The 22,724-nt window shown below is 69.4% G+C and carries 23 protein-coding genes; 9 read left to right on the plus strand and 14 right to left on the minus strand.

Annotated features, from left to right (window positions below; genetic code table 11):
* Positions 1–57: 57 nt before the first annotated feature.
* Positions 58–309 (plus strand): acyl-CoA-binding protein, encoded by a 252-nt coding sequence (locus I7X39_RS19295; protein ID WP_198112810.1) that lies wholly within the window; start codon positions 58–60, stop codon positions 307–309.
* A 226-nt stretch (positions 310–535) separates the two neighbouring features.
* Here I7X39_RS19295 and I7X39_RS19300 read toward each other — a convergent pair whose 3' ends face one another.
* Genes I7X39_RS19300 through I7X39_RS19310 form a run of 3 tightly spaced genes read right to left on the minus strand, consistent with a single transcriptional unit; the run spans position 536 to position 3,920 of the window.
* Positions 536–853 carry a polyhydroxyalkanoic acid system family protein gene (locus I7X39_RS19300; RefSeq protein ID WP_198112811.1) on the minus strand — a complete coding sequence of 106 codons (318 nt, stop codon included), beginning with the start codon at positions 851–853 and terminating at the stop codon, positions 536–538.
* Between the two features lie 5 nt (positions 854–858).
* Positions 859–1,884, minus strand: a complete 1,026-nt coding sequence (locus tag I7X39_RS19305; protein ID WP_198112812.1) for an aminopeptidase — start codon at positions 1,882–1,884, stop codon at positions 859–861.
* Positions 1,881–3,920 (minus strand): molybdopterin-containing oxidoreductase family protein, encoded by a 2,040-nt coding sequence (locus I7X39_RS19310; protein WP_198112813.1) that lies wholly within the window; start codon positions 3,918–3,920, stop codon positions 1,881–1,883. Before I7X39_RS19310 ends, I7X39_RS19305 begins: the two co-directional genes overlap by 4 nt.
* A 30-nt stretch (positions 3,921–3,950) precedes the next feature.
* Here I7X39_RS19310 and I7X39_RS19315 point away from each other — a divergent pair, with 30 nt between their 5' ends.
* Genes I7X39_RS19315 through I7X39_RS19330 form a run of 4 tightly spaced genes read left to right on the plus strand, consistent with a single transcriptional unit; the run spans position 3,951 to position 7,920 of the window.
* Complete coding sequence (locus tag I7X39_RS19315; RefSeq protein WP_198112814.1) at positions 3,951–5,300, plus strand: saccharopine dehydrogenase NADP-binding domain-containing protein; 1,350 nt, start codon at positions 3,951–3,953, stop codon at positions 5,298–5,300.
* Positions 5,287–6,477, plus strand: a complete 1,191-nt coding sequence (locus tag I7X39_RS19320) for a M20 aminoacylase family protein (RefSeq protein WP_198112815.1) — start codon at positions 5,287–5,289, stop codon at positions 6,475–6,477. The genes I7X39_RS19315 and I7X39_RS19320 overlap by 14 nt, the downstream gene beginning before the upstream one ends.
* Positions 6,474–7,016, plus strand: coding sequence for a DUF1415 domain-containing protein (locus I7X39_RS19325; RefSeq protein WP_198112816.1), 543 nt, complete (start codon positions 6,474–6,476; stop codon positions 7,014–7,016). The genes I7X39_RS19320 and I7X39_RS19325 overlap by 4 nt, the downstream gene beginning before the upstream one ends.
* A gap of 1 nt (position 7,017) precedes the next feature.
* A complete protein-coding gene (locus tag I7X39_RS19330) occupies positions 7,018–7,920 on the plus strand; it encodes a 5'-nucleotidase (RefSeq protein WP_198112817.1) in 903 nt (300 codons plus the stop codon).
* On the opposite strand, the gene I7X39_RS19335 is transcribed toward I7X39_RS19330, so the two are convergent.
* The 5 genes from I7X39_RS19335 to tyrS all read right to left on the minus strand — a co-directional run bounded on the left by I7X39_RS19335 (position 7,911) and on the right by tyrS (position 11,854).
* A complete protein-coding gene (locus tag I7X39_RS19335) occupies positions 7,911–8,912 on the minus strand; it encodes an ankyrin repeat domain-containing protein (protein ID WP_198112818.1) in 1,002 nt (333 codons plus the stop codon). The genes I7X39_RS19330 and I7X39_RS19335 overlap by 10 nt on opposite strands.
* On the minus strand, positions 8,905–9,474 hold the full coding sequence (locus I7X39_RS19340; protein ID WP_198112819.1) for a sigma-70 family RNA polymerase sigma factor: 570 nt from the start codon (positions 9,472–9,474) through the stop codon (positions 8,905–8,907). The genes I7X39_RS19335 and I7X39_RS19340 overlap by 8 nt, the downstream gene beginning before the upstream one ends.
* Positions 9,475–9,486: 12 nt before the next feature.
* Positions 9,487–10,302: a hypothetical protein gene (locus tag I7X39_RS19345; protein WP_198112820.1), complete on the minus strand. Its 816-nt coding sequence runs from the start codon at positions 10,300–10,302 to the stop codon at positions 9,487–9,489.
* An 84-nt stretch (positions 10,303–10,386) separates the two neighbouring features.
* Positions 10,387–10,635, minus strand: a complete 249-nt coding sequence (locus tag I7X39_RS19350) for a hypothetical protein (protein ID WP_198112821.1) — start codon at positions 10,633–10,635, stop codon at positions 10,387–10,389.
* Positions 10,625–11,854 (minus strand): tyrosine--tRNA ligase, encoded by a 1,230-nt coding sequence (tyrS, locus tag I7X39_RS19355; protein WP_198112822.1) that lies wholly within the window; start codon positions 11,852–11,854, stop codon positions 10,625–10,627. Before tyrS ends, I7X39_RS19350 begins: the two co-directional genes overlap by 11 nt.
* A 328-nt stretch (positions 11,855–12,182) precedes the next feature.
* On the opposite strand from tyrS, the gene I7X39_RS19360 reads away from it, so the two are divergent.
* Together I7X39_RS19360 and I7X39_RS19365 are read left to right on the plus strand one after the other, a co-directional pair.
* The gene (locus I7X39_RS19360; protein WP_232352069.1) at positions 12,183–13,559 is read left to right on the plus strand and encodes a M23 family metallopeptidase; all 1,377 of its coding nucleotides are present in this window, start codon (positions 12,183–12,185) and stop codon (positions 13,557–13,559) included.
* Positions 13,556–14,641, plus strand: a complete 1,086-nt coding sequence (locus tag I7X39_RS19365; RefSeq protein ID WP_198112823.1) for an anhydro-N-acetylmuramic acid kinase — start codon at positions 13,556–13,558, stop codon at positions 14,639–14,641. The genes I7X39_RS19360 and I7X39_RS19365 overlap by 4 nt, the downstream gene beginning before the upstream one ends.
* 71 nt (positions 14,642–14,712) lie before the next feature.
* Here I7X39_RS19365 and erpA read toward each other — a convergent pair whose 3' ends face one another.
* The 3 genes from erpA to rplM all read right to left on the minus strand — a co-directional run bounded on the left by erpA (position 14,713) and on the right by rplM (position 16,002).
* Positions 14,713–15,072 carry an iron-sulfur cluster insertion protein ErpA gene (erpA, locus tag I7X39_RS19370; protein WP_198112824.1) on the minus strand — a complete coding sequence of 120 codons (360 nt, stop codon included), beginning with the start codon at positions 15,070–15,072 and terminating at the stop codon, positions 14,713–14,715.
* A 106-nt stretch (positions 15,073–15,178) separates the two neighbouring features.
* A complete protein-coding gene (gene rpsI, locus I7X39_RS19375) occupies positions 15,179–15,571 on the minus strand; it encodes a 30S ribosomal protein S9 (RefSeq protein ID WP_198112825.1) in 393 nt (130 codons plus the stop codon).
* 2 nt (positions 15,572–15,573) lie between these two features.
* A complete protein-coding gene (gene rplM / locus I7X39_RS19380) occupies positions 15,574–16,002 on the minus strand; it encodes a 50S ribosomal protein L13 (protein WP_198112826.1) in 429 nt (142 codons plus the stop codon).
* Between the two features lie 206 nt (positions 16,003–16,208).
* On the opposite strand from rplM, the gene I7X39_RS19385 reads away from it, so the two are divergent.
* Together I7X39_RS19385 and I7X39_RS19390 are read left to right on the plus strand one after the other, a co-directional pair.
* Positions 16,209–16,904, plus strand: a complete 696-nt coding sequence (locus tag I7X39_RS19385) for a GNAT family N-acetyltransferase (protein ID WP_198112827.1) — start codon at positions 16,209–16,211, stop codon at positions 16,902–16,904.
* Positions 16,901–17,956, plus strand: coding sequence for a serine/threonine protein kinase (locus I7X39_RS19390; RefSeq protein WP_198112828.1), 1,056 nt, complete (start codon positions 16,901–16,903; stop codon positions 17,954–17,956). The genes I7X39_RS19385 and I7X39_RS19390 overlap by 4 nt, the downstream gene beginning before the upstream one ends.
* Before the next feature lie 11 nt (positions 17,957–17,967).
* Here the strand turns inward: I7X39_RS19390 and htpG are convergent, their stop codons facing one another.
* The 3 genes from htpG to tldD all read right to left on the minus strand — a co-directional run bounded on the left by htpG (position 17,968) and on the right by tldD (position 22,662).
* Entirely contained in the window at positions 17,968–19,854 is a 1,887-nt protein-coding gene (htpG, locus tag I7X39_RS19395) for a molecular chaperone HtpG (RefSeq protein WP_198112829.1), read from the minus strand.
* A gap of 83 nt (positions 19,855–19,937) precedes the next feature.
* Positions 19,938–21,044: a 3-deoxy-7-phosphoheptulonate synthase gene (locus I7X39_RS19400; protein ID WP_198112830.1), complete on the minus strand. Its 1,107-nt coding sequence runs from the start codon at positions 21,042–21,044 to the stop codon at positions 19,938–19,940.
* 160 nt (positions 21,045–21,204) lie between these two features.
* On the minus strand, positions 21,205–22,662 hold the full coding sequence (gene tldD, locus I7X39_RS19405; protein WP_198112831.1) for a metalloprotease TldD: 1,458 nt from the start codon (positions 22,660–22,662) through the stop codon (positions 21,205–21,207).
* Between the last annotated feature and the right edge of the window lie 62 nt (positions 22,663–22,724).

Here is a 22,724-nt window from a genome sequence, read left to right on the forward strand (position 1 = left end):
GCTAACATGGCCCGCACCCTTCCCTCTTTAGCCGGGCTGTTGACCCAAGGAGACACGATGAGCCTGAAAGCGAAATTCGAAAAAGCCGTGGCCGATTCCAAGAAGCTCTCGGAGCGCCCGGACAACGCCACCCTGCTGCAGCTGTACGCGCTCTACAAGCAGGCCACCGAAGGCGACAACGAGACCAAGAAGCCCGGCATGATGGACATGGTGGGCCGCGCCAAGTGGGGCGCCTGGGACGAGCTCAAGGGCAAGGGCGAAGAAGAGGCGATGCAGGAGTACATCGACCTCATTGAATCCTTGAAGTAGTCCGTCCAGCTTCCAAGACAACGGCCCTTCGGGGCCGTTTTCATTGACGCGCCCGCTGTCAGGCTCCTTCTCCGTCACGCCCGGTCGTGTGGAGCGCGGGCGTAGGGTGGGCAGCGCAGTGAAGTCAAGGGGGAGCCCGCAGGGCGGCGGACATGAACGGAGCTGCCCACCCTGCGGCCTCGCTTCGCTCGGCACTCGCAGGACATGCCATCCGGCATGGCCACGCTCACTTCTTTTTCTTGGGCGCCTTGGCTTTGGCCGCCAGCAGCTTGTCGAGTTCCTTCTCGATCTCGCCCTCGATCGTGCCGCGCAGCGCACCCAGCAGCAGGCCCAGCTTGGCCTTGAGCTCGAAGGTGTCGGCCGTCACCACCAGCTCGCCCTTGACGCCGCTGCGGGTGAACTCGATGGTGTCGCTGTCGTCGCCTTCGTAGACCGTGCACTCCATGCCGAGGCGCGCTTCGGCGTCTTCGGCCCATTGCCAGGCCACTTCGCGGGCGCGCTCCATGCCGAGGTGGTGATCGCGGTGGATGTGGATGGTGGACATGGTGTTCAGGGTAGCAAGGCATCGCGCTCGGCGCGGGGAAGGCGGGCCAACCGGGCCACTTCGGCGTGGAAATCCGGCCAGCGCCGCCCCAATCGATCAAACAGGGCTTCGAAGGCCGGCACGCGCTGGTGGTAGGTGGCCAGCAGGGCCAGATGCGCATTGTTGGCAGCCTGCGCCCAGGCGCGGTAACCCGAGTAACCCGGATCCTGCGCGGCCAGGGCGTCGATCTGCTCGCGCAGTTGGGTGAAGCGCTCCGCCTTGGCGCGCGCTCGATCCTGGCGGTCGTCGGCATAGATCGCGCGCAATTCGTCGCGCGCCTGCACGGCCAGCGCCTGCCAGCGGGCGCGGCGCTGTTCGCGCGCCTCGTCCAGCGCCTGCAGCTGCGCGTCGGGGTGGGCGGCCCACCAGGCCTGCAGACCCAGGCGCTCCACGGCGGTGGCGTAGGCCTCGTTGAAGCCACTGTCGTCGGCGGCGTAGGCGGCCTGATGCGCCAGCTCGTGGAAGATCAGGCGCGCCGTCTCGGCCAGGCCGCCGCGCAGGAAGGTGGACAGCAGCGGGTCGCCACCCAGCCAGTTGCTGTAGCCCAGGGTGGAGTAGGCCGGCACGCCGTAGCTGTAGACATCCCAGCCCTCGGCCTTCAGTTGCGCGGCCAGCGTCTCGGCCTCGGCCTTGTTCGGGTACCCGCGGTAGCCCACGCAGCCCATCACCGGGAAGCACCAGCGCTTGAGCTCGATGGCGAACACCGGCGCGGCCACCACGTTCCACACCACGGCCGGTTGCGGCAGCTCCACATAGCGGCGGTAGCTGGCGTTGTCCGGCAGGGCCAGGGCCTGGCTGGCAAAGGCGCGCAGGCGCTGGGCCTGGGCCAGGCGCTCGCGCAGCGCGGCCGGGGTGCTGGTGTCGGCCAGCCAGTCGTCAATCGGCCGGGCCTGCTTCAGCAGGTCCAGGTGGCTGCCCAAGGCATTCGCGCGGTAACGCCACTCGGCACAGCCTCCCAGCAGGGGCAGGGCCAGCAGCGCGCGCCGCTTCATGCGGGTACGGCTTCGACCTCGACCAGGCAGTCGTAGAAGCTGGCCCCGCCGCCCAGGTCGGTCAGGCCCTGGTGGGTCAGTTCGTTGACGTTCTTGCCGTCCACGCCGAACTTGCGCCACCACACGCCCAGGCCGTTGACGACGCCAGGGCGGGCGCGGCCGTTCAGGGCCACGCGCAGGCGCTGCTCGCCACGGGCGTTGAACACGCGGGCCCAGGCGCCGTCGCTCAGGCCGCGTGCGGCGGCGTCACTGGCATGCATCTCCAACACCGGCTCGCGCTCGATGTCGCGCAAGCTCTGCACGTTCACGAAGCTGCTGTTGAGGAAGTTGCGCGCCGGCGGCGAGATCATGGCCAGCGGGTAGCGCGTGGCCAGGGCCGGGGCGGTTTCGGCGCTCTCCAAATTGGGCACGAAGTCGGGCAGGCCGATCTCGGGGTGGTCGGCCCAGACCTTGCCATGCGGCGTGGGCCAGCCGCCCGCGGCGAAGGGCGCCTCGGGCAGCGGCAAGGGCACGAAGCCGTTGGCGCGCAGTTGCTCGAAGTCGATGCCCCTGAGCGCCGAGCGGGCGAGCGATTCGTCGTCCTCCTGCGCCCAGGCCTCCGCGCCAAAGCCCATGGCGGCAGCCAGTTCGCGAAAGATCTGCGTGTTCGGCTTGGCCTGGCCCAGCGGCGCGATGGCCGGCTCGTTGATCAGCACATCGGTGTGGCCGTAGCTGGTGTGCACGTCCAGGTGCTCCATCTGCGTGGTGGCCGGCAGCACGTAGTCGGCCAGGTCGGCCGTGTCGGTCATGAACTGCTCGATCACCACCGTGAACAGGTCCGGCCGCTGCAGGCCGCGCACCACCTGGCCGTTCTCGGGCGCCACCGCCGCCGGATTGCTGTTGTAGACGACGAGAGCCTCGATGGGTGGATCGGCGCGCAGCAGCGCGTCGCCGATGGCGCTCATGTTCACCAAGCGCGGCGCGCGGTCGCCCAGCAGGTCCGGGCGCTCCAGGGCGTCGTTGTTCTTGTAGGGCGCGGCGTAGCCGGAGGTGGAAAGCAGCAGGCCGCCGGCCCGGTGCTTCCAGGCGCCGATCAGGCAGGGCAGCAGCGCAATCAGGCGCACCGCATTGCCGCCACCGCGCACACGCTGCATGCCGTAGTTCAGGCGGATGGCCGCCGGGGCCGTCGTGCCGTAGTCGCGCGCCAGGTTCTGGATCTGCTCGACCGTCAGGCCGGTGAGCGGCGCCGCCCGCTCGGGCGACCACTGCAACGCACGCTCGCGCAGCTCGGGCCAGCCGTCCACGCAGCGCTCCAGGTAGTCATGGTCCAGCCAGTCGTGGCGGATCAGCTCATGTATCAGCGCCAGCGCCAGCGCGCCGTCGCTGCCCGGGCGCAGGGCCAGGTGCTCGTGGCATTTGTCGGCGGTTTCGGTGCGGCGCGGGTCGATGCAGATCAGCTTGGCGCCGTTGCGCTTGGCTTGGTTGGCGTAGGTCCAGAAATGCAGATTGCTGGCGATGCTGTTGCTGCCCCAGATCAGGATCAGCTTGCTTTCGGCAAAGAAGCGCAGGTGCATGCCCACGCGCGAGCCATAGGTCAGGTTCAGCGCGGTGGCGCCGGCGCTGGCGCAGATGGTGCGATCCAGGCGCGCCGCGCCCAGGCGGTTCCAGAGCCGGTCGGCCATCGAGCCGCCCTGCAGCAGGCCCATGGTGCCGGCGTAGGAGTAAGGCTGGATACGCTGCGGGTCGCGCGCGGCGATGGCGCCCAGGCGCGCGGCGATGTCAGCCAATGCGGCCTCCCAGCTGACCGGCTCGAAACGCGGCGGCTCCGTCTTGGCACTGACGCGCTTGAGCGGCGAGAGCAAACGCTCGGCATGGTGGGTGCGCTCGGGGTAGCGGCTGACCTTGGTGCACAGCGCGCCATGGGTGCTGGGGTGGTCCGCCCGGCCCTGCACCTTGATGACCTTGCCGGCCTGCACATGCACCTGCAGCGCGCAGGTGTCGGGACAATCGTGGGGGCAGGCGCCATTGACCACGCGCACATCGGGACTCGCATTCATGCGGGCATGATGGCAGAGAAGGTTTTCTCCATGCCCAAGTCACGTTTTGATCTGATTGTTCTCGGCGCCACCGGCTTTACCGGGCGCCAGCTGGTGCGGGCCTTGCGCCGCCAGGCCGCCGGCCGCGGGCTGAAGCTCGCCTTGGCCGGGCGCCGCCCCGAGGCCCTGGCCGAACTGGCCGGTGCCGACTTCGCCGCCCTGCCGGCCGACCTGGACCAGCCCGAATCCATCGAAGCCCTGGCGCGCCGCGGCCGCGTGCTGCTGAACCTGGCCGGGCCGTATGCCGAACGCGGCGAGGCCGTGCTGCTGGCCTGCCTGCAGGCCAACTGCCATCACCTGGACCTGAGCGGCGAGACCTTCTGGATGCGCCGCATGGTGCAGCGCCACCACGCGCTGGCGCTGCGCCGCAAGACCCTGGCCGTGCACAGCTGCGGCTACGAGGCCCTGCCCTTCGACCTCTGCGCCCAGGGCGCGGCCCAGGCCCTGCAAGACCGCGGCGGCGAGCGCCTGGCCGGCCTGAACATCGCCGTGCACTTCACCGGTCCGCAGCTGGCTCGCCTGGGCGACGCCATCAGCGGCGGCACCCTGGCTTCGATGCGCATGGTGCTGGCGCACGACCACGGCAACAGCCTGCAGCGCATGGACTGCCTGCTGCCCGAAGACCTGCCCGAGGGCTGGAACGCGAACGCCGTGGCCCTGGCCAATGCCGCGCCGCTCTCGCCCTGGTGGGACGACGCCGCCGGCTCCGTGCTGGCGCCCACCCTGCCCGCGCCCTTCGTCAACCCGCCGCTGCTGCTGCGCTCGGCCGCGCTGGCGCCCGCGCGCTTTGCGCCCAGCTTCCGCTACCGCGAGGGCCTGGCGATGCGCGACCTGGCCGAGCGCCTGCTCGCCCCCTTCAGCCGCCACGCCCCGGACAGCGACAGCCTGCTGGCGCGCTGGACCCTGGCCGGCCTGGGCGGCGCCAGCCTGGCGGCGCAGTGGTCGGCCGCAGCGGCCATCGCTGCGCCGCTGGCGGCCTTTGCCTCGGCCACGCAGTCCGACGCCGCGCGCCAGGCCCTGCAGACCCTGCTGGAGCGCTTCGGCCCCAAGCCCGGCGAAGGCCCTTCGGACGCCGCGCTGGACGCCATGGGCTACGAGCTGCATTGGCAGGCTCGCGGCGAGGCCGGCACCGCGCTGAGCGGCAAGCTCAGCGCCCGCGGCCACCCGGGCTACCGCTCCACCCCTGAGATGATGGCGGCCGTGGGCCTGGCCTTGGCCGAGGGGCGCCTGGGCCGCGGCCGCGCCGGCGTGCTCAGCCCCGGCGCCGCTTTCGGGCCCGAGGCCCTGCCCCTGCTGCACGACGCAGGACTGACCTGGACGATTGACGATGAAGCTGCTTGACACCCTGCTCGCCGCCGGCGAAGACCTGACCCGCATCCGCCGCGACATCCACCAGCACCCCGAACTCTGCTTCCAGGAGCAGCGCACCTCGGACCTGATTGCCCAGCAGCTGGAGGCCTGGGGCATTCCGGTGATCCGCGGCCTCGGCACCACCGGCGTCGTCGGCGTCGTCAAGGGCGGCGACAGCCCGCGCGCCATCGGCCTGCGGGCCGACATCGACGCCCTGCCGATGACCGAGCACAACCACTTCCCGCATGCCAGCGTGCACCCCGGCAAGATGCACGCCTGCGGGCACGACGGCCACACCACCATGCTGCTGGCCGCGGCCAAGCACCTGGCCCAGCACCGCAATTTCGACGGCACGGTCTACCTGATCTTCCAGCCCGCCGAGGAAGGCGGCGGCGGTGCGCGCGAAATGATCAAGGACGGGCTGTGGCAGCGCTGCCCGATGGACGCCGTGTTCGGCATCCACAACTGGCCCGGCATGCCGGCCGGCACCTTCTCGCTGGCCAGCGGCCCGGTGTTCGCCAGCAGCAACGAGTTCAAGATCGTGCTCAAGGGCAAGGGCGCGCATGGCGCCATGCCCCACCTCGGCCTGGACCCGGTGCCGGCCGCCTGCCAGCTGGTGCAGGCTTTCCAGACCATCATCAACCGCAACAAGCGGCCGATCGACACCGGTGTCATCTCCGTCACCATGATCCACGCCGGCGAGGCCACCAACGTCATCCCCGAGACGGTGACGCTGGAAGGCACGGTGCGCACCTTCACCGTGGCGGTGCTGGACCTGATCGAGCGCCGCATGAAGGAGCTGAGCGAGAACCTGGCTGCCGGCTTCGAGCTGCAGTGCGAGTTCCAGTTCCGCCGCAACTACCCGCCCACGGTGAACCACGCCCGCGAAACCGAGTTCGTGCGCCGCACGCTGGAGGGCATGGGCGCCAAGGTGGAGCGCTTCGAGCCCACCATGGGCGCCGAGGACTTCAGCTACTACCTGCTGGACAAGCCCGGCTGCTACTTCCTGATCGGCAATGGCGAGGGCCAGCACCGCGAGGGCGGCCATGGCCTGGGGCCCTGCACCCTGCACAACCCCAGCTACGACTTCAACGACCAGCTGATTCCGGTCGGCGGCTCGATGTGGGTGAATCTGGTCGAGGCCTGGTTCAAGGAGCAGCAGGCATGAACGAGGACCAAGTCATCGCTGAGACGCGTGCCTGGGTGGACAAGGCCGTCATCGGCCTGAACCTCTGCCCCTTTGCCAAGCAGGTGCAGGTCAAGGGCCAGGTGCGCTATGTGGTGAGCCAGGCCACGAAGGTCGAGGACCTGCTCTACGAACTGGCCAATGAGCTGAACCGTCTGGTGGATACGCCGCCCGAAGAGACCGACACCACCTTGCTGATCCACCCCCAGGTGCTGACGGACTTCCTGGACTACAACGACTTCCTCGAAGCCGCCGACGCCCTGGTGGCCGACATCGGCCTGGAAGGCGTGCTGCAGGTCGCCAGCTTCCACCCCCAGTACCAGTTCGAGGGCACCGCGCCCGACGACATCACCAACTACAGCAACCGCTCGCCCTACCCCACGCTGCATCTGCTGCGCGAGGACTCGATCGACCGCGCCGTGGCCGCCTTCCCCGAGGCCGAGTCCATCTTCGAGGCGAACATGGAGACGCTGGAAAAGCTGGGGATCGAAGGCTGGAAGGCGCTTGGATTGAAGCCCTGAGATGCCGGCTTCACTCGACGGTTGCCTGGTCGTCGCGATCTCCTCGCGCGCGCTGTTCGATTTCGAGGAGGAGAACCAGCTCTTCGAGGCCCGCGACGACCACGCCTACATGGCCCTGCAGCAGCAGCGCCTGGACGTACCCGCCAAGCCGGGCGTGGCCTTCTCGCTGGTGAAGAAGCTGCTGGGCTTCAACGAGGCCGGCGAGGCGCCGCGCGTGGAGGTGGTGGTGCTGAGCCGCAACGACCCGGTGTCGGGCCTGCGCGTCTACCGCTCGGCCCAGGCCTATGGTCTGCCCATCCAGCGCGGCGTGTTCACGCGCGGGCGCGAGCCCTGGCGCTTTCTGAAACCCCTGCACGCCCAACTCTTCCTGAGCGCCAACGAGGCCGATGTGCGCGCCGCGCTCGACGCCGGCGTGCCGGCGGCGCGCGTCTACCCGACCAGCGCGCGCGCCAGCGACGCCCACCCGGACGAGCTGCGCATCGCCTTCGACGGCGACGCCGTGCTGTTCAGCGACGAAGCCGAGCGCGTGTTCCAGTCCGAAGGCCTGGACGCATTCCAGCGCCACGAAACCCACCACGCGCTCGAGCCCCTGCCGCCCGGCCCCTTCAAACCCCTGCTGCTGGCCCTGCACGGCCTGCAGCAGCAGCGCAACCAGGCCGTGCGCGTGCGCACCGCGCTGGTCACCGCACGCAGCGCCCCGGCGCATGAGCGCGCCATCCGCACCTTGATGAGCTGGAAGATCGAGATCGACGAGGCGATGTTCCTGGGCGGCCTGCCCAAAGGAGAATTCCTGCGCGAGTTCGAGCCCGACTTCTTCTTCGACGACCAGCTGGGCCACATCACCCACGCCAGCCAGCATGTGCCCAGCGGCCATGTGGCCGCCGGCATCTCGAATCAAGGCTGAGGGGCGGAAGCCACCGCCGCGCGCAGGCTGACGGCCAAGGCCTTGTGGCCTGCGCGCTCCGCCAGCGCGGCGGCGTCCAAGCCCTCACGGTCGCGCAGCCTGGGGTTCGCGCCCTGGCGCAGCAGCGCCTCCACCGCGTCGACATGGCCCAGCAGCGCGGCCCGCATCAGGGCCGTGCGGCCCTGGGCGTCGGGCCGGTCCAGCGGCTGGCTCGCCAAGCCGGCAGCCAGGCCCAGGTCGCCGCGCGCGGCTGGCGGCGGGGCCGGCATCGTGCTGGCGATGCTCGGCGCCTGGCGGTCTCGGGCCTCGGCCTTCTTGGCCATGGGTTCGGCCAGCGCCACCCGCTCCGCCACCTGGTCGGCCGCGGGTCCGGCCTGCGCCGCGGGTGCGGCCGGTGCGGGGGGCGCCATCACGGCAGGCGGTGCCGCGGCCACGACCACCGGGCGTTCCTCGACCACCGGGGCCGGTACAGCGGCCACGACGGGCGGCTTGGCCGGGAACGCCTCGGGCTGCGCCTCGGCCGAGCGGGCGGGCGGGGTGGGGCCGGCCGCCGGCTCCGCCCCGCTGCGCACCGCGTCAGCGCGTTCCGCCGGCGCGGCTGACGGCAGGGGTTCGACATTCGCCTGGGCGATCTCCACGGCCGAGGCCGGCTCGGGTCGGTTGGCCGGCGCCTTCTGCTCGGCGAGGCGCCAGTCGGCCGCCGGCGCGCCCGCGCGCCAGGGCGCCAGGACCCAGAGCACGCCGATCAGTAGCCCCGCCCCCAGCGCCAGAGGCAGCAGCGAGCGGCCGTGCCCCCGCGGCGCCGGGTGCGGCCCGGCGGCCTGCAACACCGGCTCGGCCTGGGCCTGCGGCGCCGGCAGGGCCGCCAGCAGCCGCGCTCGGCGCGCCGCACGCGCGGCCTCGGGTTCGGCCTGCACCTGTTCGCGGTAGGCCTGGCCCCATTCGTCCAGGCCTTCCAACTCGGGGGGCAGCTCGCGGCGCGGATCAGACATCGGCCGTCCTCCAGGCCTGCAGGCGCTGGCGCAGCGCATCGCGGGCGTAGCGCAGCCGGGTCTTGGCGGTTTCCAGCGGCACCTTCGTCAGCGCCGCAATCTCCTGCAGGCTGAGCTCGTCAAAGCTGAACAGCACGAAGGCCTCGCGCTGGGCGATCGGCAGGGCCTCAACGGCCTCGACCACCGCCTCGGCCATGCGCCCAGCCTCCACCCGCTCGGGCGGCTGCAGGCGCGGCGCATCGGGCAGGGCTTCGGCGCTCTCCAGCAGTTCCCAGCCGGCGCGGCCCTGCTGGCGTTGCCAGTCGAGCACGCGGTTGCGGGCGATGGTGAACAGCCAGGTCACGAAGCGGGCCTTGGACTCGTCGTACTGCGCGGCCGCCCGCGCCACCGCCAGCCAGACCTCCTGGTGCAGGTCTTCGGCGGTGGCGGCGTCGGCAGGGTGCAGCAGGCGGCGCAGGTAGTCGAAGCTCTTGCGGTCATGGCGGTCGTAGAGCCGCGCGAAGGCCTGGGCGTCGCCGGCACTGTGACGGCGTAGCAGTTCGGCATCGCTGGGCTCCTCCATCGCGGCAGTGTGTCACCAGCCGCGTGCGGGCGGGTCGGGCACATAGCCGGGGCTGGCCGGGAAGGCGTTCGGCGTCCACTGCGCCACCGGCGGGCGCGGCAGCACGCCTTGGGCGACGAGGTTGGCGCGGCTGTCGTACCAGAGCTGCTGCACCCAGGCGGGCTGGGCGCTGCGGCGCTCGAAGTCGGTGCGGCTGACGGGCGACCACTCGCGCTGGCCATGCGCCGTGCCCAGGCGCTCGCGGCGCTCGGCGCGGGCATCGCCTGACTTGCCGGCGGCCTGGCTGGCGAGTTGGTCGCGCGCTGCCGCTTCCGCCGCGGGCGCCGCGTTGACCTGCGGTGCAGGCAGCGGCGGCGGTTCGGGCAAGGCTTCCTGGAACACCGCCACGCCGATCACGCCCACATGGTCGGGCCGGCCGGTGCGCGCGGCATAGCTGTCGCGCAGGGCGGCGAACTCGAAGGCCGCCACCTGGCTGTCGCTCTTGCGCCAGCCGGCGATGTCGGCCACCTGACCGGGGTCCAGCACATAGCCGGTCTGGTGCCAGGCCGCGGTTTCGCCGCTGACCACATTGACGCCATCGACCGAGAGCACCACCAGCAAGCGTTCGCCCCCGCGGTTGTGCAGGCGGATGGCGTAGCGCGAACCGGGCTCGCCGGCGCTGTAGCCGCGCCCGCGGTGCCAATGGCGCGGCAGGGCCTGGCCGCTGGCGCGGTCGATCAGCTGCCAGTCCAGCGGCGCCGGCGGCGGGCTGATGGCCTGGGCACAGCCCGAACTCAGGCTGCCGAGCAGGGCGGCGGCCAGCAAAAAGGTGCGGCGGGTGCGGGTCATGAGGCTCTCCTGGTCAGGGGTTCTGGCCCGCCGGGCTGGCAGACCTTGAACCCTTGTACGCAGCAGCGCCCCGAACGGGGTGAATCAGCGTGAGGCGGGCGCGCTGGCCGGCCGCGCCGGGATGATGCGCACATCGATCGGCTGCGGGCCGGAGGCCTTCGCCGCCGGCGCCGAGGCCGCCGGCATGGGCTTGAGGCGAAACACCAGGGGCGTGGCGGCGTCCCAGGGGCGCAGGATCAGCAGGATCAAGCCCACCAGCAGCGGCAGCGCCCACCAGCCATGGCGCAGCGCGCTGCGCGGATGCTTGGCGGTGAAGCGGGCTTCAGGCCGCATGCAGGCTCACCCGCGCGAACTGGCGCTTGCCGACCTGCAGCACATAGGTGCCCGGCTCCAGCTTGAGGCCCTTGTCGCTGATGACCACGCCGTCCACGCGCACACCACCCTGCTCGACCTTGCGCAGGCCCTCGCCATTCGAAGGCACCAGGCCGGCGGACTTCAGCAGCGCGCCGATACCCATGGGGGCGCCGTGCACGGTCACTTCGGGGATTTCATCGGGAATGCCGCCACGAGCGCGGCGCTCGAAGTCTTCCTGCGCGGCCTCGGCCGCCGCCGCGCCGTGGAAGCGCGTGGTGATCTCGCGCGCCAGCGCCACCTTGGCGTCCTTGGGGTTGCGGCCGGCTTCCACCTCGGCCTTGAGCTTGGCAATGGCGGCCAGGGACTCAAAGCTCAAAAGCTCGTACCAGCGCCACATCAGCTCGTCCGAGATCGACAGCACCTTGGCATACATGGTGTTGGCCGGCTCGGTGATGCCGATGTAGTTGTTCTTGCTCTTCGACATCTTCTCGACGCCGTCCAGGCCCTCGAGCAGGGGCATGGTCAGGATGCACTGCGGCTCCTGGCCGTATTCCTGCTGCAGCTGGCGCCCCATCAGCAGGTTGAACTTCTGATCGGTGCCACCCAGCTCCAGATCGCTCTTCAGCGCCACCGAGTCATAGCCCTGCATCAGCGGGTAGAGGAACTCGTGCAGCGAGATCGGCGTCTGCGCCGCATAGCGCTTGGTGAAATCGTCGCGCTCCAGCATGCGCGCCACCGTGGTCTTGGCCGAGAGCTGGATCAGGCCCATGCTGCCCAGGGCGATCGACCATTCGGAGTTGTAACGAATCTCGGTCTTGCTCGGGTCCAGCACCAGGCTGGCCTGCTTGTAATAGGTCTCGGCATTGGCCTTGATCTGCTCGGGCGTCAACGGCGGGCGGGTGCTGTTGCGGCCGCTGGGGTCACCGATCAGGCTGGTGAAGTCGCCGATCAGGAAGATCACCTGATGGCCCAGGTCCTGCAGCTGGCGCATCTTGTTCAGCACCACGGTGTGGCCGATGTGGATGTCCGGTGCCGTCGGGTCCAGGCCCAGCTTGATGCGCAGCGGCTGGCCGGTGGCGGCCGAACGGGCCAGCTTCTTGAGCCAGGCATCCTCGGGCAAGAGTTCCTGCGCGCCACGCAGGCTGATGGCCATGGCCTCGCGCACGGCGTCGGTGATCGGGTGTTCGGTGGGGCTCATGGGTGGCCTAAGTCAAGGGTTTACCCTTGAAACTGGATCTGTAACGGGAGATTGCCCGGAGTTTCCCGGCTGCCACGGCAGCACCCCGCCGATAGAATCGCGCCTTCGTTCCGGCCCCGCCGGCCCGTCTGCCCAGCAGCGGCGCCAACGGCGAAAGGCCGGAATTCTAGGTGACCGCCCCCGGCGCGCTCCCGGCTTGCACGGCCGGTCGAGCACGCGACCCGAGGCCAAGCCCCCGACCGCCGTTGGCCCGGGAGGCCGACCCCTGCAACCCCTGGTGGCTGCGCTGCCCACAAGGCGACCGCGCCCCACACCTCGTGGTTCTGGCATGAATTGGATGACCCGGCTGGCGCCCCTGCTCCAGCCCTTGGAAAACTTTGCCGCCCGCTACCCGCGGGCGCTCACCGGCAGCGTGCTGGCCCTGCTGGGCGGCTTTGCGGTGACGGCCTTCGGTATCGCCCCCTTGGTGCCGAATCCGAACGAGCTGCCGAAGAACGCCGTCGTCGAGGCGCTGCCCGCACTGGCGCTGGAAGACCAGCTCAATGCCCTGGCCGCCCACAGCCAGGCGCTGCGCCGCTTCGAAACCACCCGCAGCGGCGACACCGTCGACAGCCTGCTCGGCCGCCTGGGCGCCTTCGACCCCGAGTTCGCCGCCTTCCTGCGCCAGGACGGCACCGCGCGCCAGCTGCTGAGCGGCCGCGCCGGCAAGCGCGTGGAGCTGAGCGCCGACGCCGAGGGCAAGGTCCAGCAGCTGATTGCGCGCTATCCCAATGGCACCAGCGAAGTGGCCGGCACGCACTTCAACCGCCTGATCGTCGACCGCAGCGAATCCGGCGTGCTCAGCGCCCGCGTCGAACTGGGCCGGCTGGAGCCGCAGGTGCGCCTGGCCAGCGGCAGCATCCAGAGCTCGCTGTTCGCCGCCACCGATGAAGTTGGCCTGCCCGACAGCGCGGCCTCGCAGATGGCCGACATGTTTGCCGGCGAGATCGACTTCCACCGCGACCTGCGCAAGGGCGACCGCTTCACCCTGGTGTTCGAAAGCCTGACCGCCGATGGTGAGCCCGTGCCCTGGGGTCAGGGCCGCGTGCTGGCGGCCGAGTTCGTCAATGCCGGCCGCACCCATCAGGCGGTGTGGTTCCAGGACACCCAGACCGGCAAGGCCAGCTTCTACGACTTCGCCGGCCAGAACAAGCGCCGCGCCTTCCTGGCCAGCCCGCTCGAGTTCTCGCGCGTCACCAGCGGCTTCGCGATGCGCTTCCACCCGGTGCTGCAAACCTGGCGCCGCCACCTCGGCGTGGACTACGGCGCCCCCACCGGCACCCCGGTGCGCAGCGTCGGGGATGGCGTGGTCGAGTTCGCCGGCTGGCAGAACGGCTTCGGCAACGTGGTGCACCTGCGCCATGGCGGCGAGCGCAGCACGGTCTACGCCCATCTGAGCAAGATCGACGTGCGCAAGGGCCAGAAGGTCGAGCAGGGCCAGCGCCTCGGCGCGGTGGGCGCCACCGGCTGGGCCACCGGCCCGCATTTGCACTTCGAGTTCCGCGTCAAAGGCGCGCACCAGGACCCGCGCGCCATCGCCAAGGCCAGCGAGACCGTGCTGCTGCCCGCGCATGCCCGCGCCGCGTTCCAGGAGCAGGTGGCCAGCGCCAAGACCCAGCTGACCGTGGCCGCCACCCTGGGCCCCGGCGTCACCGGCGCGGATTGAGCGATCGGCTCTACGCCGGACTGATGTCCGGCACCTCGCTGGACGGCATCGATGCCGTGCTGATGGACGCCGAGTTGCGCGTTCTGGCCCACTCGTTTGGCCCCCTGCCGTCCGCGCTGCGCGCCGAGTTGCTGGCACTGAACCAGCCCGGCGACAACGAACTGGAGCGCGCCGCGCTTGCCGCGAACGCGCTGGCCGACGCCTACGCCGAGCGCCTGGCCGAGGCGCTTGCCCTGGCCCAGGTGCCGGCCGGGCGCGTACGCGCCGTCGGCGCCCACGGCCAGACCGTGCGCCACCGCCCCGAACGCGGCTACACCCTGCAACTGCTCAATGGCGCCCGCCTGGCCGAACGCAGCGGCATCGACGTGGTATGCGATCTGCGCAGCCGTGACGTCGCCGCCGGCGGCCAAGGCGCTCCGCTGGTGCCTGCCTTCCATCGTGAGGTGTTCAGCCGCCCCGGCGTGGACGTGGCGGTGCTGAACCTGGGCGGCATGGGCAATCTCAGTCTGCTGGGCGCCGATGGCCAGACCCGCGGCTTCGATACCGGCCCGGCCAATGTGCTGCTGGACGCCTGGCATCACCGTCACCGCGGCGGCGCCTATGACGCCGATGGCGCTTGGGCCGCCTCGGGCCAAGTGCATGCAGAACTGCTGGCACGCCTGTGCGCGGAACCCTATTTCGCGCTGCCTCCCCCGCGTTCCACCGGTCGCGACCTGTTCGACCTCGACTGGCTGGAGCGCCAAGGGCTGCAGGGCATCGCCCCCGTCGATGTGCAAGCCAGCCTGGCCGAGCTCACGGCCTGGAGCGTGGCCGAGGCCCTGCAACAGCAGGCGCCGCAGACGCAGGAGCTGATCGTGTGTGGCGGTGGCGCCTTCAACAGCGACCTGCTGCGCCGCCTGCAGGCTCGCCTGCCCGCCTTTCAGATCATCAGCAGCGCAACACGCGGACTGCCGCCAATGCAGGTCGAGGCCGCCGCCTTCGCCTGGCTGGCCAAGGCTTTCGTCGAGCGCCAGCCCGGCAATCTGCCCGCCGTCACCGGGGCGACGGGGTCACGGGTGTTGGGCGCGCTCTATCCCGCCTGAGAGGAGCGTCGTCGCAGGCGGCAAAACAAACAAGCCGCCCAAAGGCGGCTTGTCAACGAAGGCCAGGAACTTCAGGCCGAAAAGCTCGACCCGCAGCCGCAGGTCGTCGTGGCATTCGGGTTCTTGATGACGAACTGCGCGCCGCTCAGATCGTCCTTGTAGTCGATCTCAGCACCCATCAGGTACTGCAGGCTCATGGCGTCGATCAGCAAGGTGACGCCGTTCTTGCTCATCTGCGTGTCGTCGTCATTGGCCACCTCGTCGAAGGTGAAGCCGTACTGGAAGCCCGAGCAGCCGCCGCCCTGCACGAAGACGCGCAGCTTCAGCTCCGGGTTGCCCTCTTCGGCCACCAGCTCGGCCACCTTGGCGGCGGCGCTGTCGGTGAAGACCAGCGGGGCGGGAATGTCGAGGGTTTCGGCAACGGCGTTCATGGCAGGGAGTCCTAGCAGTAAGGCGGCAATTATCCAGGGCAAACAAAAAGGCCGCAGCAAGCTGCGGCCTTTCTTGATGGGCAGCCAATGGCTGCCCGTCGGTGCATCAGCGCTTGCTGAACTGCTTCCGGCGACGGGCGCCGTGCAGACCGACCTTCTTACGCTCGACCTCGCGGGCGTCGCGGGTCACGAAGCCGGCCTTGCTCAGCTCGGGCTTCAGGGCCGCGTCGTAGTCGATCAGCGCGCGGGTCACGCCCAGACGGACGGCGCCGGCCTGGCCGGATTCGCCACCACCGTGGACATTGACCTTGACGTCGAAGGCCTCGCCATTGTTCGTCAGCACCAGAGCCTGGCGCGCGATCATGATGGAGGTCTGACGGCCAAAGTACTGCTCGATGGGACGACCGTTGACGACGATCTTGCCAGTGCCCTTCTTGATGAAGACACGAGCCACCGAGGACTTGCGACGGCCGGTGCCGTAGTTCCAATTGCCGATCATGCTCAGATCTCCAGGACTTTGGGCTGCTGAGCGGCGTGCGGGTGCTCACCACCGGCGTAGACCTTCAGCTTCTTGACCATCGCGTAGCCCAGCGGGCCCTTGGGCAGCATGCCCTTGACGGCCTTCTCAAGGGCGCGACCGGGGTGCTTGGCCTGCATGTCCTTGAACTTGGTGGCATAGATGCCACCGGGGAAGCCGCTGTGACGGTAATAGATCTTGTCTTCCGACTTGGTGCCGGTGACGCGGATCTTGTCGGCGTTCAGAACGATGATGAAGTCACCGGTATCCACGTGAGGCGTGTAAATGGCCTTGTGCTTGCCGCGCAGTCGGAGTGCCACTTCGCTGGCAACACGTCCGAGCACCTTGTCGGTGGCGTCAATCACAAACCACTCGTGCGTCACTTCGGCCGGCTTGGCGCTGAAGGTCTTCATGAATGTCTTTCGATCAGGCTTGATGAAAATCCGCCGCTCGGCGCCGCTTATAGAGGTGAACCCCGGCGGCCTCTCGTGACGAACCCCGCGCCCAAAGCCCACTGGACGCGGAAAAGCCGGCGAGTCTACCAGGGTTGGCACGGATCGGGCAAGGACGGCGCTGCCGGCACGCTGCGGGAGGCCTCGCTCCCCATAATCAGAGCGCCATGACCGCGCCCGCCACCCCCTTGCGCAGCGCCCTGGCCGCCCTGGGTGGCGGCTGGGTGCCGATCCGCTCGCTGGCGCGCCGGCATCGCCGCCGCATCCTGGCCCATCTGCTGGCGCTGGCGCCGGCCGACCGCTACCTGCGCTTCGGCTATGCCGCCGGGGACAGCCAGATCGAACGCTACGCGCTGAGCCTGGAGTTCACGCGCGATGAGGTACTGGGCATCTTCAACCGCCGGCTGGAGATCGTGGCCATGGCGCATCTGGCCTTCAGCCAGGACGGGCCGGAGGCCGACACGGCCGAGTTCGGTGTCTCGGTGCTGCAGCGTTACCGCGGCCGCGGGCTGGGCAGCCGGCTGTTCCAGCTCGCCTGCCTGCACGCGCGCAACCGCAACATGCGCTTCTTGCTGATCCATGCCCTGAGCGAGAACCAGGCCATGCTGCGCATCGCCGAGAAGGCCGGCGCCTGGGCCGAGGAGGTGGCGGACGGCAGTGTCAGCGCGCGCCTGCACCTGCCGGCCGACAACTGGGCCAGCCACGCCGAGCAGGCGCTGGAGCAGGGCCTGGGCGAGCTGGATTTCCGCCTCAAAGTGCAGGCCAAGCAGGTGCAGGAGTTCGTGGATTCCGTCCAGACCGAGGTGCGCGAGCTGCTGGGGGATGATCGCGCCCCCGCGCCGCCACCCGACCCCAGCCCTTGAACCTCGATTACGCCGAACTCGACCCCAGCCGCGTGCTGGACGCGCTGGATGCCGTGGGCCTGCGCGGCGATGGCCGCCTGCTGCAGCTGAACTCCTATGAGAACCGCGTCTTCCTGGTGCATTTGGAGGAAGGCGGCGCCGTGGTGGCCAAGTTCTACCGGCCGGGACGCTGGAGCAACGAGCAGCTGCTGGAGGAGCACCGCTTTGCGCTGGACCTGCAGGCCGCCGAGGTGCCACTGGCCGCCCCCCTGCCCCTGCAGGCCGCCGGCGCCGAACTGCTGGGCGAACCGCCCACGCTGGCCTGCTGGCACAACCTGCGCTTTGCGGCCGCACCGCGCCTGGGGGGTCGCGCACCGGAGTTGGAAGACCCCGAGGTGCTGGAGGTGCTGGGGCGCTTCATTGCGCGCATCCACCGCGTCGGGCGCGCCGGCACCTTCGATCACCGCCCGCGCTGGGCCGGCCGCGCCCCCGGGGATTTGGCCCGCGACGCCGTGCTGGCCAGCGGCCTGCTGCCGTTGGAGCTGGAAGCGCGCTGGAGCGACATGGTGGAACGCTGCCTGCAGGCCGTTCAGCAGGCCTTCGACAGCCTGGCCGACCTGCGCCTGCAGCGCATCCATGGCGATTGCCACCCGGGCAATCTGCTCTGGTCGCCCGGTAGCGGGGCCCATTTCGTCGACCTGGACGACGCCGTCAGCGGCCCGGCGGTGCAGGACCTGTGGATGCTGCTCAGCGGCGAACCCGAGCAAGCGAGCCGCCAGCTCGGCAGCCTGCTGGCGGGCTACCAGCAGGTGCTGGAATTCGACCGTCGCGAGCTGCGCCTGATCGAGCCGCTGCGCACCCTGCGCATGGTCCACCACAGCGGCTGGATCGCGAAACGCTGGGACGACCCTGCCTTCCCGATCGCCTTCCCCTGGTTCGGCACACCAAATTACTGGCTGGACCAGGTGGCCAAGCTGGCCGAGCAGCTGGAGGCCATGGACGACGCGCCGCCCAGCCCGCCGCCGAAGGACGACGATGACTTCGTCGACTTCGACGGCGATGGCTTTGCCTGATCAGGCAGACATCAGGCGGACAAGAGCAGCGCGTTGACGCGCTTCACGTAGGCGGCCGGGTCCTCCAGCTGCCCGCCCTCGGCCAGCAAGGCCTGGTCAAACAGCACTTGGGCCAACTCGTCGAACTTCGGGTGGCCGTCGAGCGCCTTCACCAGCGCATGTTCGGCATTCACCTCCAGCGTGGGCTTGGCCTCCGGCGCAGCCTGGCCGGCCTGCTTGAGCAGGCGCGCCAGGTGCGCCGACATGTCGCCCTCTTCCACCACGATGCAGGCCGGCGAATCGACCAGGCGGGTGGTGACGCGCACGTCCTTGGCGCGGTCCTTCAGCGCGTCCTTGAGCTTTTCCAGCACCGGCTTGAAGGCCTCGGCCGCCTCTTCGGCCGCCTTCTTCTCGGCCTCGTCCTGCAGCTTGCCCAAGTCCACCGCACCCTTGGCCACGGACTGCAGGGGCTTGCCCTCGAACTCATGCAGGTGGCTGAGCATCCACTCGTCCACGCGGTCGGTCATCAGCAGCACCTCGATGCCCTTCTTGCGGAAGATTTCGAGCTGCGGGCTGCTCTGGGCGGCGGCCAGGCTGTCGGCGGTGATGTAGTAGATGTGTTCCTGGCCTTCCTTCATGCGGCCGACGTAGTCCGTCAGGCTGACGTTCTCGCTGGCGTGGGTGGAGGCAAAGCGCAGCAGCTTGGCCAGGCGCTCCTGGTTCTGGAAGTCCTCGCCCATACCCTCCTTCAGCACGGCGCCAAACTCCTTCCAGAAGGCGGCGTACTTGTCCTTGTCGGCCTGATCGTCGCTGTCGGCCAGGGCCTCCAGCATGGAGAGCACCTTTTTGGTCGAGCCCTCACGAATGGCGCGCACATCGCGGCTTTCCTGCAGCAGCTCGCGGCTCACGTTGAGCGGCAGGTCGGCCGAGTCGATCACGCCACGCACGAAGCGCAGGTAGGCGGGCATCAGCTCCTGGGCGTCGTCCATGATGAAGACGCGCTTGACGTAGAGCTTCACGCCCGGCTTCTTGTCGCGGTTCCACAGGTCGAACGGCGCCTTGACCGGGATGTAGAGCAGCTGGGTGTATTCGCTGCGGCCCTCGACGCGGTTGTGCGTGTAGGCCAGCGGTGCCTGGCTGTCGTGGCTCAGGGTCTTGTAGAACTCCTCGTACTGCTCCTGCGTGACTTCGCTCTTCGGGCGCGCCCACAGGGCCGAGGCCTTGTTGATGGTCTCCCACTCGTCGGTCGTCACGTAGGCGCTCTTCTCAGCGTCCCAGACTTCCTTGCGCAGCAGGATCGGCAGGCTGATGTGGTCGCTGTACTTGCCGACGATGGCGCGCAGCTTCCAGGGCTGCAGGAACTCGTCCTCGCCCTCGCGCAGATGCAGGATGACGTCGGTGCCGCGCTCGGCCTTGTCGATCGGCTCAACCTCGAACTCGCCCGTGCCTTCGCTGATCCAGCGCACGCCCTGCCCGGCGGACAAGCCGGCGCGGCGGCTCTCGACCGTGATGCGATCGGCCACGATGTAGCCCGAGTAGAAGCCGACGCCGAACTGGCCGATCAGGTTGGCGTCGCCCTTTTTGCTCTCGTCCAGATTGGCCAGGAAGTCGCGCGTGCCGCTCTTGGCGATGGTGCCCAGGTGCGCCACCGCTTCGTCGGCGCTCATGCCAATGCCGTTGTCGCGGATGGTCAGGGTGCGCTTTTCCTTGTCCACCAGCAGGCGGATCTCCAGATTGGGCGCGTCTTCGAACAGCTCGTTCTTGTCCAGGGCCTCGAAGCGCAGCTTGTCGCAGGCGTCGCTGGCGTTGGACACCAGCTCGCGCAGAAAGATTTCCTTGTTCGAGTACAGGCTGTGCGTGACCAGATGCAGGATCTGCTTGACTTCGGCCTGGAAGGCGTGGGTGTGCTTGGTGCTCATGGTGTTTGTGGCGTGAAAAACAAACCGGCGGCAGCCCAACTGAGGGCATGCCGCCGGGTTTCAAGAGCAGGGATTCTGATCGATCAGGCGCCGCGCACCGCCGCGTCCAGGCCGGCCAGCAGCTCCAGGGTCTGGGCCCAGTCGATGCAGGCGTCGGTGATGCTCTGGCCGTAGAGCAGCTTGGCCGGGTCGTCCTTGCCGGGACTGAACTTCTGCGCCCCGCCGTTCAGGTGGCTCTCCACCATCACGCCGAAGATCTGGCGGCGGCCGGCGCGCCACTGGCGGGCCAGTTCCTCAGCCACCAGCAGTTGGCGCTCGTGCTGCTTGCTGCTGTTGGCGTGGCTGCAGTCCACCATCAGGCGGTTGGGCAGCTTGGCGGCGGTGAGCTCGGCGCAGGCGGCGTCGATGCTGGCCTCGTCGTAGTTCGGCGCCTTGCCGCCGCGCAGGATGACGTGGCAATCCTTGTTGCCCTTGGTCTGCACGATGGCGACTTGGCCGTTCTTGTGCACCGACAGGAAGTGGTGCGGGCGTGCCGCGGCCTGGATGGCATCGGTGGCGATCTTGATGTTGCCGTCGGTGCCGTTCTTGAAGCCGATCGGGGCGGAAAGGCCGGAGCTCAGTTCTCGGTGCACCTGGCTCTCGGTGGTGCGCGCGCCAATCGCGCCCCAGGCGATCAGGTCGCCGATGTACTGGGGCGAGATCACGTCGAGGAACTCGCTGCCGGCCGGCACACCCAGGCGATTGATTTCCAGCAGCAGCTGGCGGGCGATGCGCAGGCCTTCGTCGATGCGGTAGCTCTCGTCCAGGTAGGGGTCGTTGATCAGGCCTTTCCAGCCCACCGTGGTGCGCGGCTTCTCGAAATAGACCCGCATGACGATTTCCAGCGTGTCCTTGTACTGCTCGCGCACGCCCTTGAGGCGGCGGGCGTAGTCCAGGGCCGCGGCCGGGTCGTGGATCGAGCAGGGCCCCACCACCACCAGCAGGCGCCCGTCCTTGCCGGCCAGGATGTTGCGGATGGCCTGGCGGGTGTTCAGCACCAGCTTTTCCATCGGCGTGCCGGCGATCGGGAAGAAGCGGATCAGGTGCTCGGGCGGCGGCAGCGGCGTGATGTCGGCAATGCGCTCGTCATCGGTGCGGCTGGTGCGGTCTTCCTGGCTGTACACGCGCTCGGGCAGGGCTTTGGCGTTCATGGTCCGGTTCCGTTAGGGCATAAAAAAACCGCCGGGCTTTGGGGCCCGGCGGTTCTTGGGGAGTCTGGGTTGCGCGTGCGCTCAGATCTCTCCACCGCCGGGGCGGGGATAGAACCAAAAGCTAAAAAAGGCGGCGACGCGGAACATGGCGACGAATGTATCAGGCGGTCCCGCCCACCGTCAGCCCTTCGATGCGAAGGGTGGGTTGCCCGACACCGACGGGCACCGACTGCCCCTCCTTGCCGCACACGCCCACGCCCGAGTCGAGCGCCATGTCGTTGCCGATCATGGACACGCGCGTCAGCGCCTCGGGGCCGTTGCCGATCAGGGTGGCGCCCTTGACGGGGTATTGGATCTTGCCCTTCTCGACCCAGTAGGCCTCGGAGGCCGAGAACACGAACTTGCCGCTGGTGATGTCGACCTGGCCGCCGCCGAAATTGGTGGCGTAGAGGCCGCGGTCGATGCTGGCGATGATCTCGGCGGGGTCGCGGTCGCCGCCCAGCATGTAGGTGTTGGTCATGCGCGGCATCGGCACATGGGCGTAGCTCTCGCGGCGGCCGTTGCCGGTCTGCGGCACCTTCATCAGGCGGGCGTTGAGCGCGTCCTGGATGTAGCCGACCAGGATGCCGTCTTCGATCAGCACGTTGCGCTGCGGGGCATGGCCCTCGTCGTCGATGTTCAGGCTGCCGCGGCGGTCCGGCAGGGTGCCGTCGTCCAGCACGGTCACGCCCTTGGCGGCCACGCGTTGGCCGATGCGGCCGGCGAAGGTGCTGGAGCCCTTGCGATTGAAGTCGCCTTCCAAGCCGTGGCCCACGGCCTCGTGCAGCAGCACGCCGGGCCAGCCCGGGCCCAGCACCACGGTCATCTCGCCGGCCGGGGCAGGGCGGGATTCCAGATTGGTCAGCGCGCCGTGCACGGCCTGCTCCACATAGCCGGCCAGCATCTCGTCAGTGAAGTAGGCCAGGCCAAAGCGCCCGCCGCCGCCACCGCTGCCCACCTCGCGCCGGCCATTGCGCTCGGCGATCACGGTGATCGAGAGCCGCACCAGCGGGCGCACATCGGCCGCCAGCAGGCCATCGGCGCGGGCAATCAGCACCATTTCATGCTCGGCCGCCAGGCCGGCCATGACCTGCACCACCGCCGGGTCCTTGGCGCGCGCCATGCGCTCGATGCGTTCCAGCAGCGCCACCTTGGCGGCGCTGTCCAGGCTGGCGATGGGGTCGGCCGCGCCGTAGAGCTGCATGCCCTGGGCGCGGCGCGGGTTGACCTTGACGCGGCGGCTCTGGCCGGCTGCGGCGATGCTGCGCACGGTCAGGGCGCAATCGGCCAGCGCGGCTTCGCTGAGGGAGTCGGAGTAGGCAAAGGCGGTCTTTTCGCCCACCACGGCCCGCACGCCGACGCCCTGGTCGATCGAGAAGCTGCCGCTCTTGACGATGCCCTCCTCCAGGCTCCAGCCCTCGGCGCGGGTGGTCTGGAAGTAAAGATCGGCGTCGTCCACGCGGTGTGCGGTGATGAGCTTGAGCGCGCGGCTCAGCGCGGCCTCGTCCAGGCCGAAGGGGGTGAGCAGGCTGGCCTGGGCGCTGGCCAATGCGCTCAGCATCGAGTCGGGGGCATTCATGCCCCAATTGTGGGGGGCTTCACAAAACTTCATGCCGGTTTACGGTTGCTCTGTCGCCGCCA

The sequence above is a fragment of the Inhella proteolytica genome, assembly GCF_016093275.1.
Classification (GTDB): Bacteria; Pseudomonadota; Gammaproteobacteria; order Burkholderiales; family Burkholderiaceae_C; genus Inhella; species Inhella proteolytica.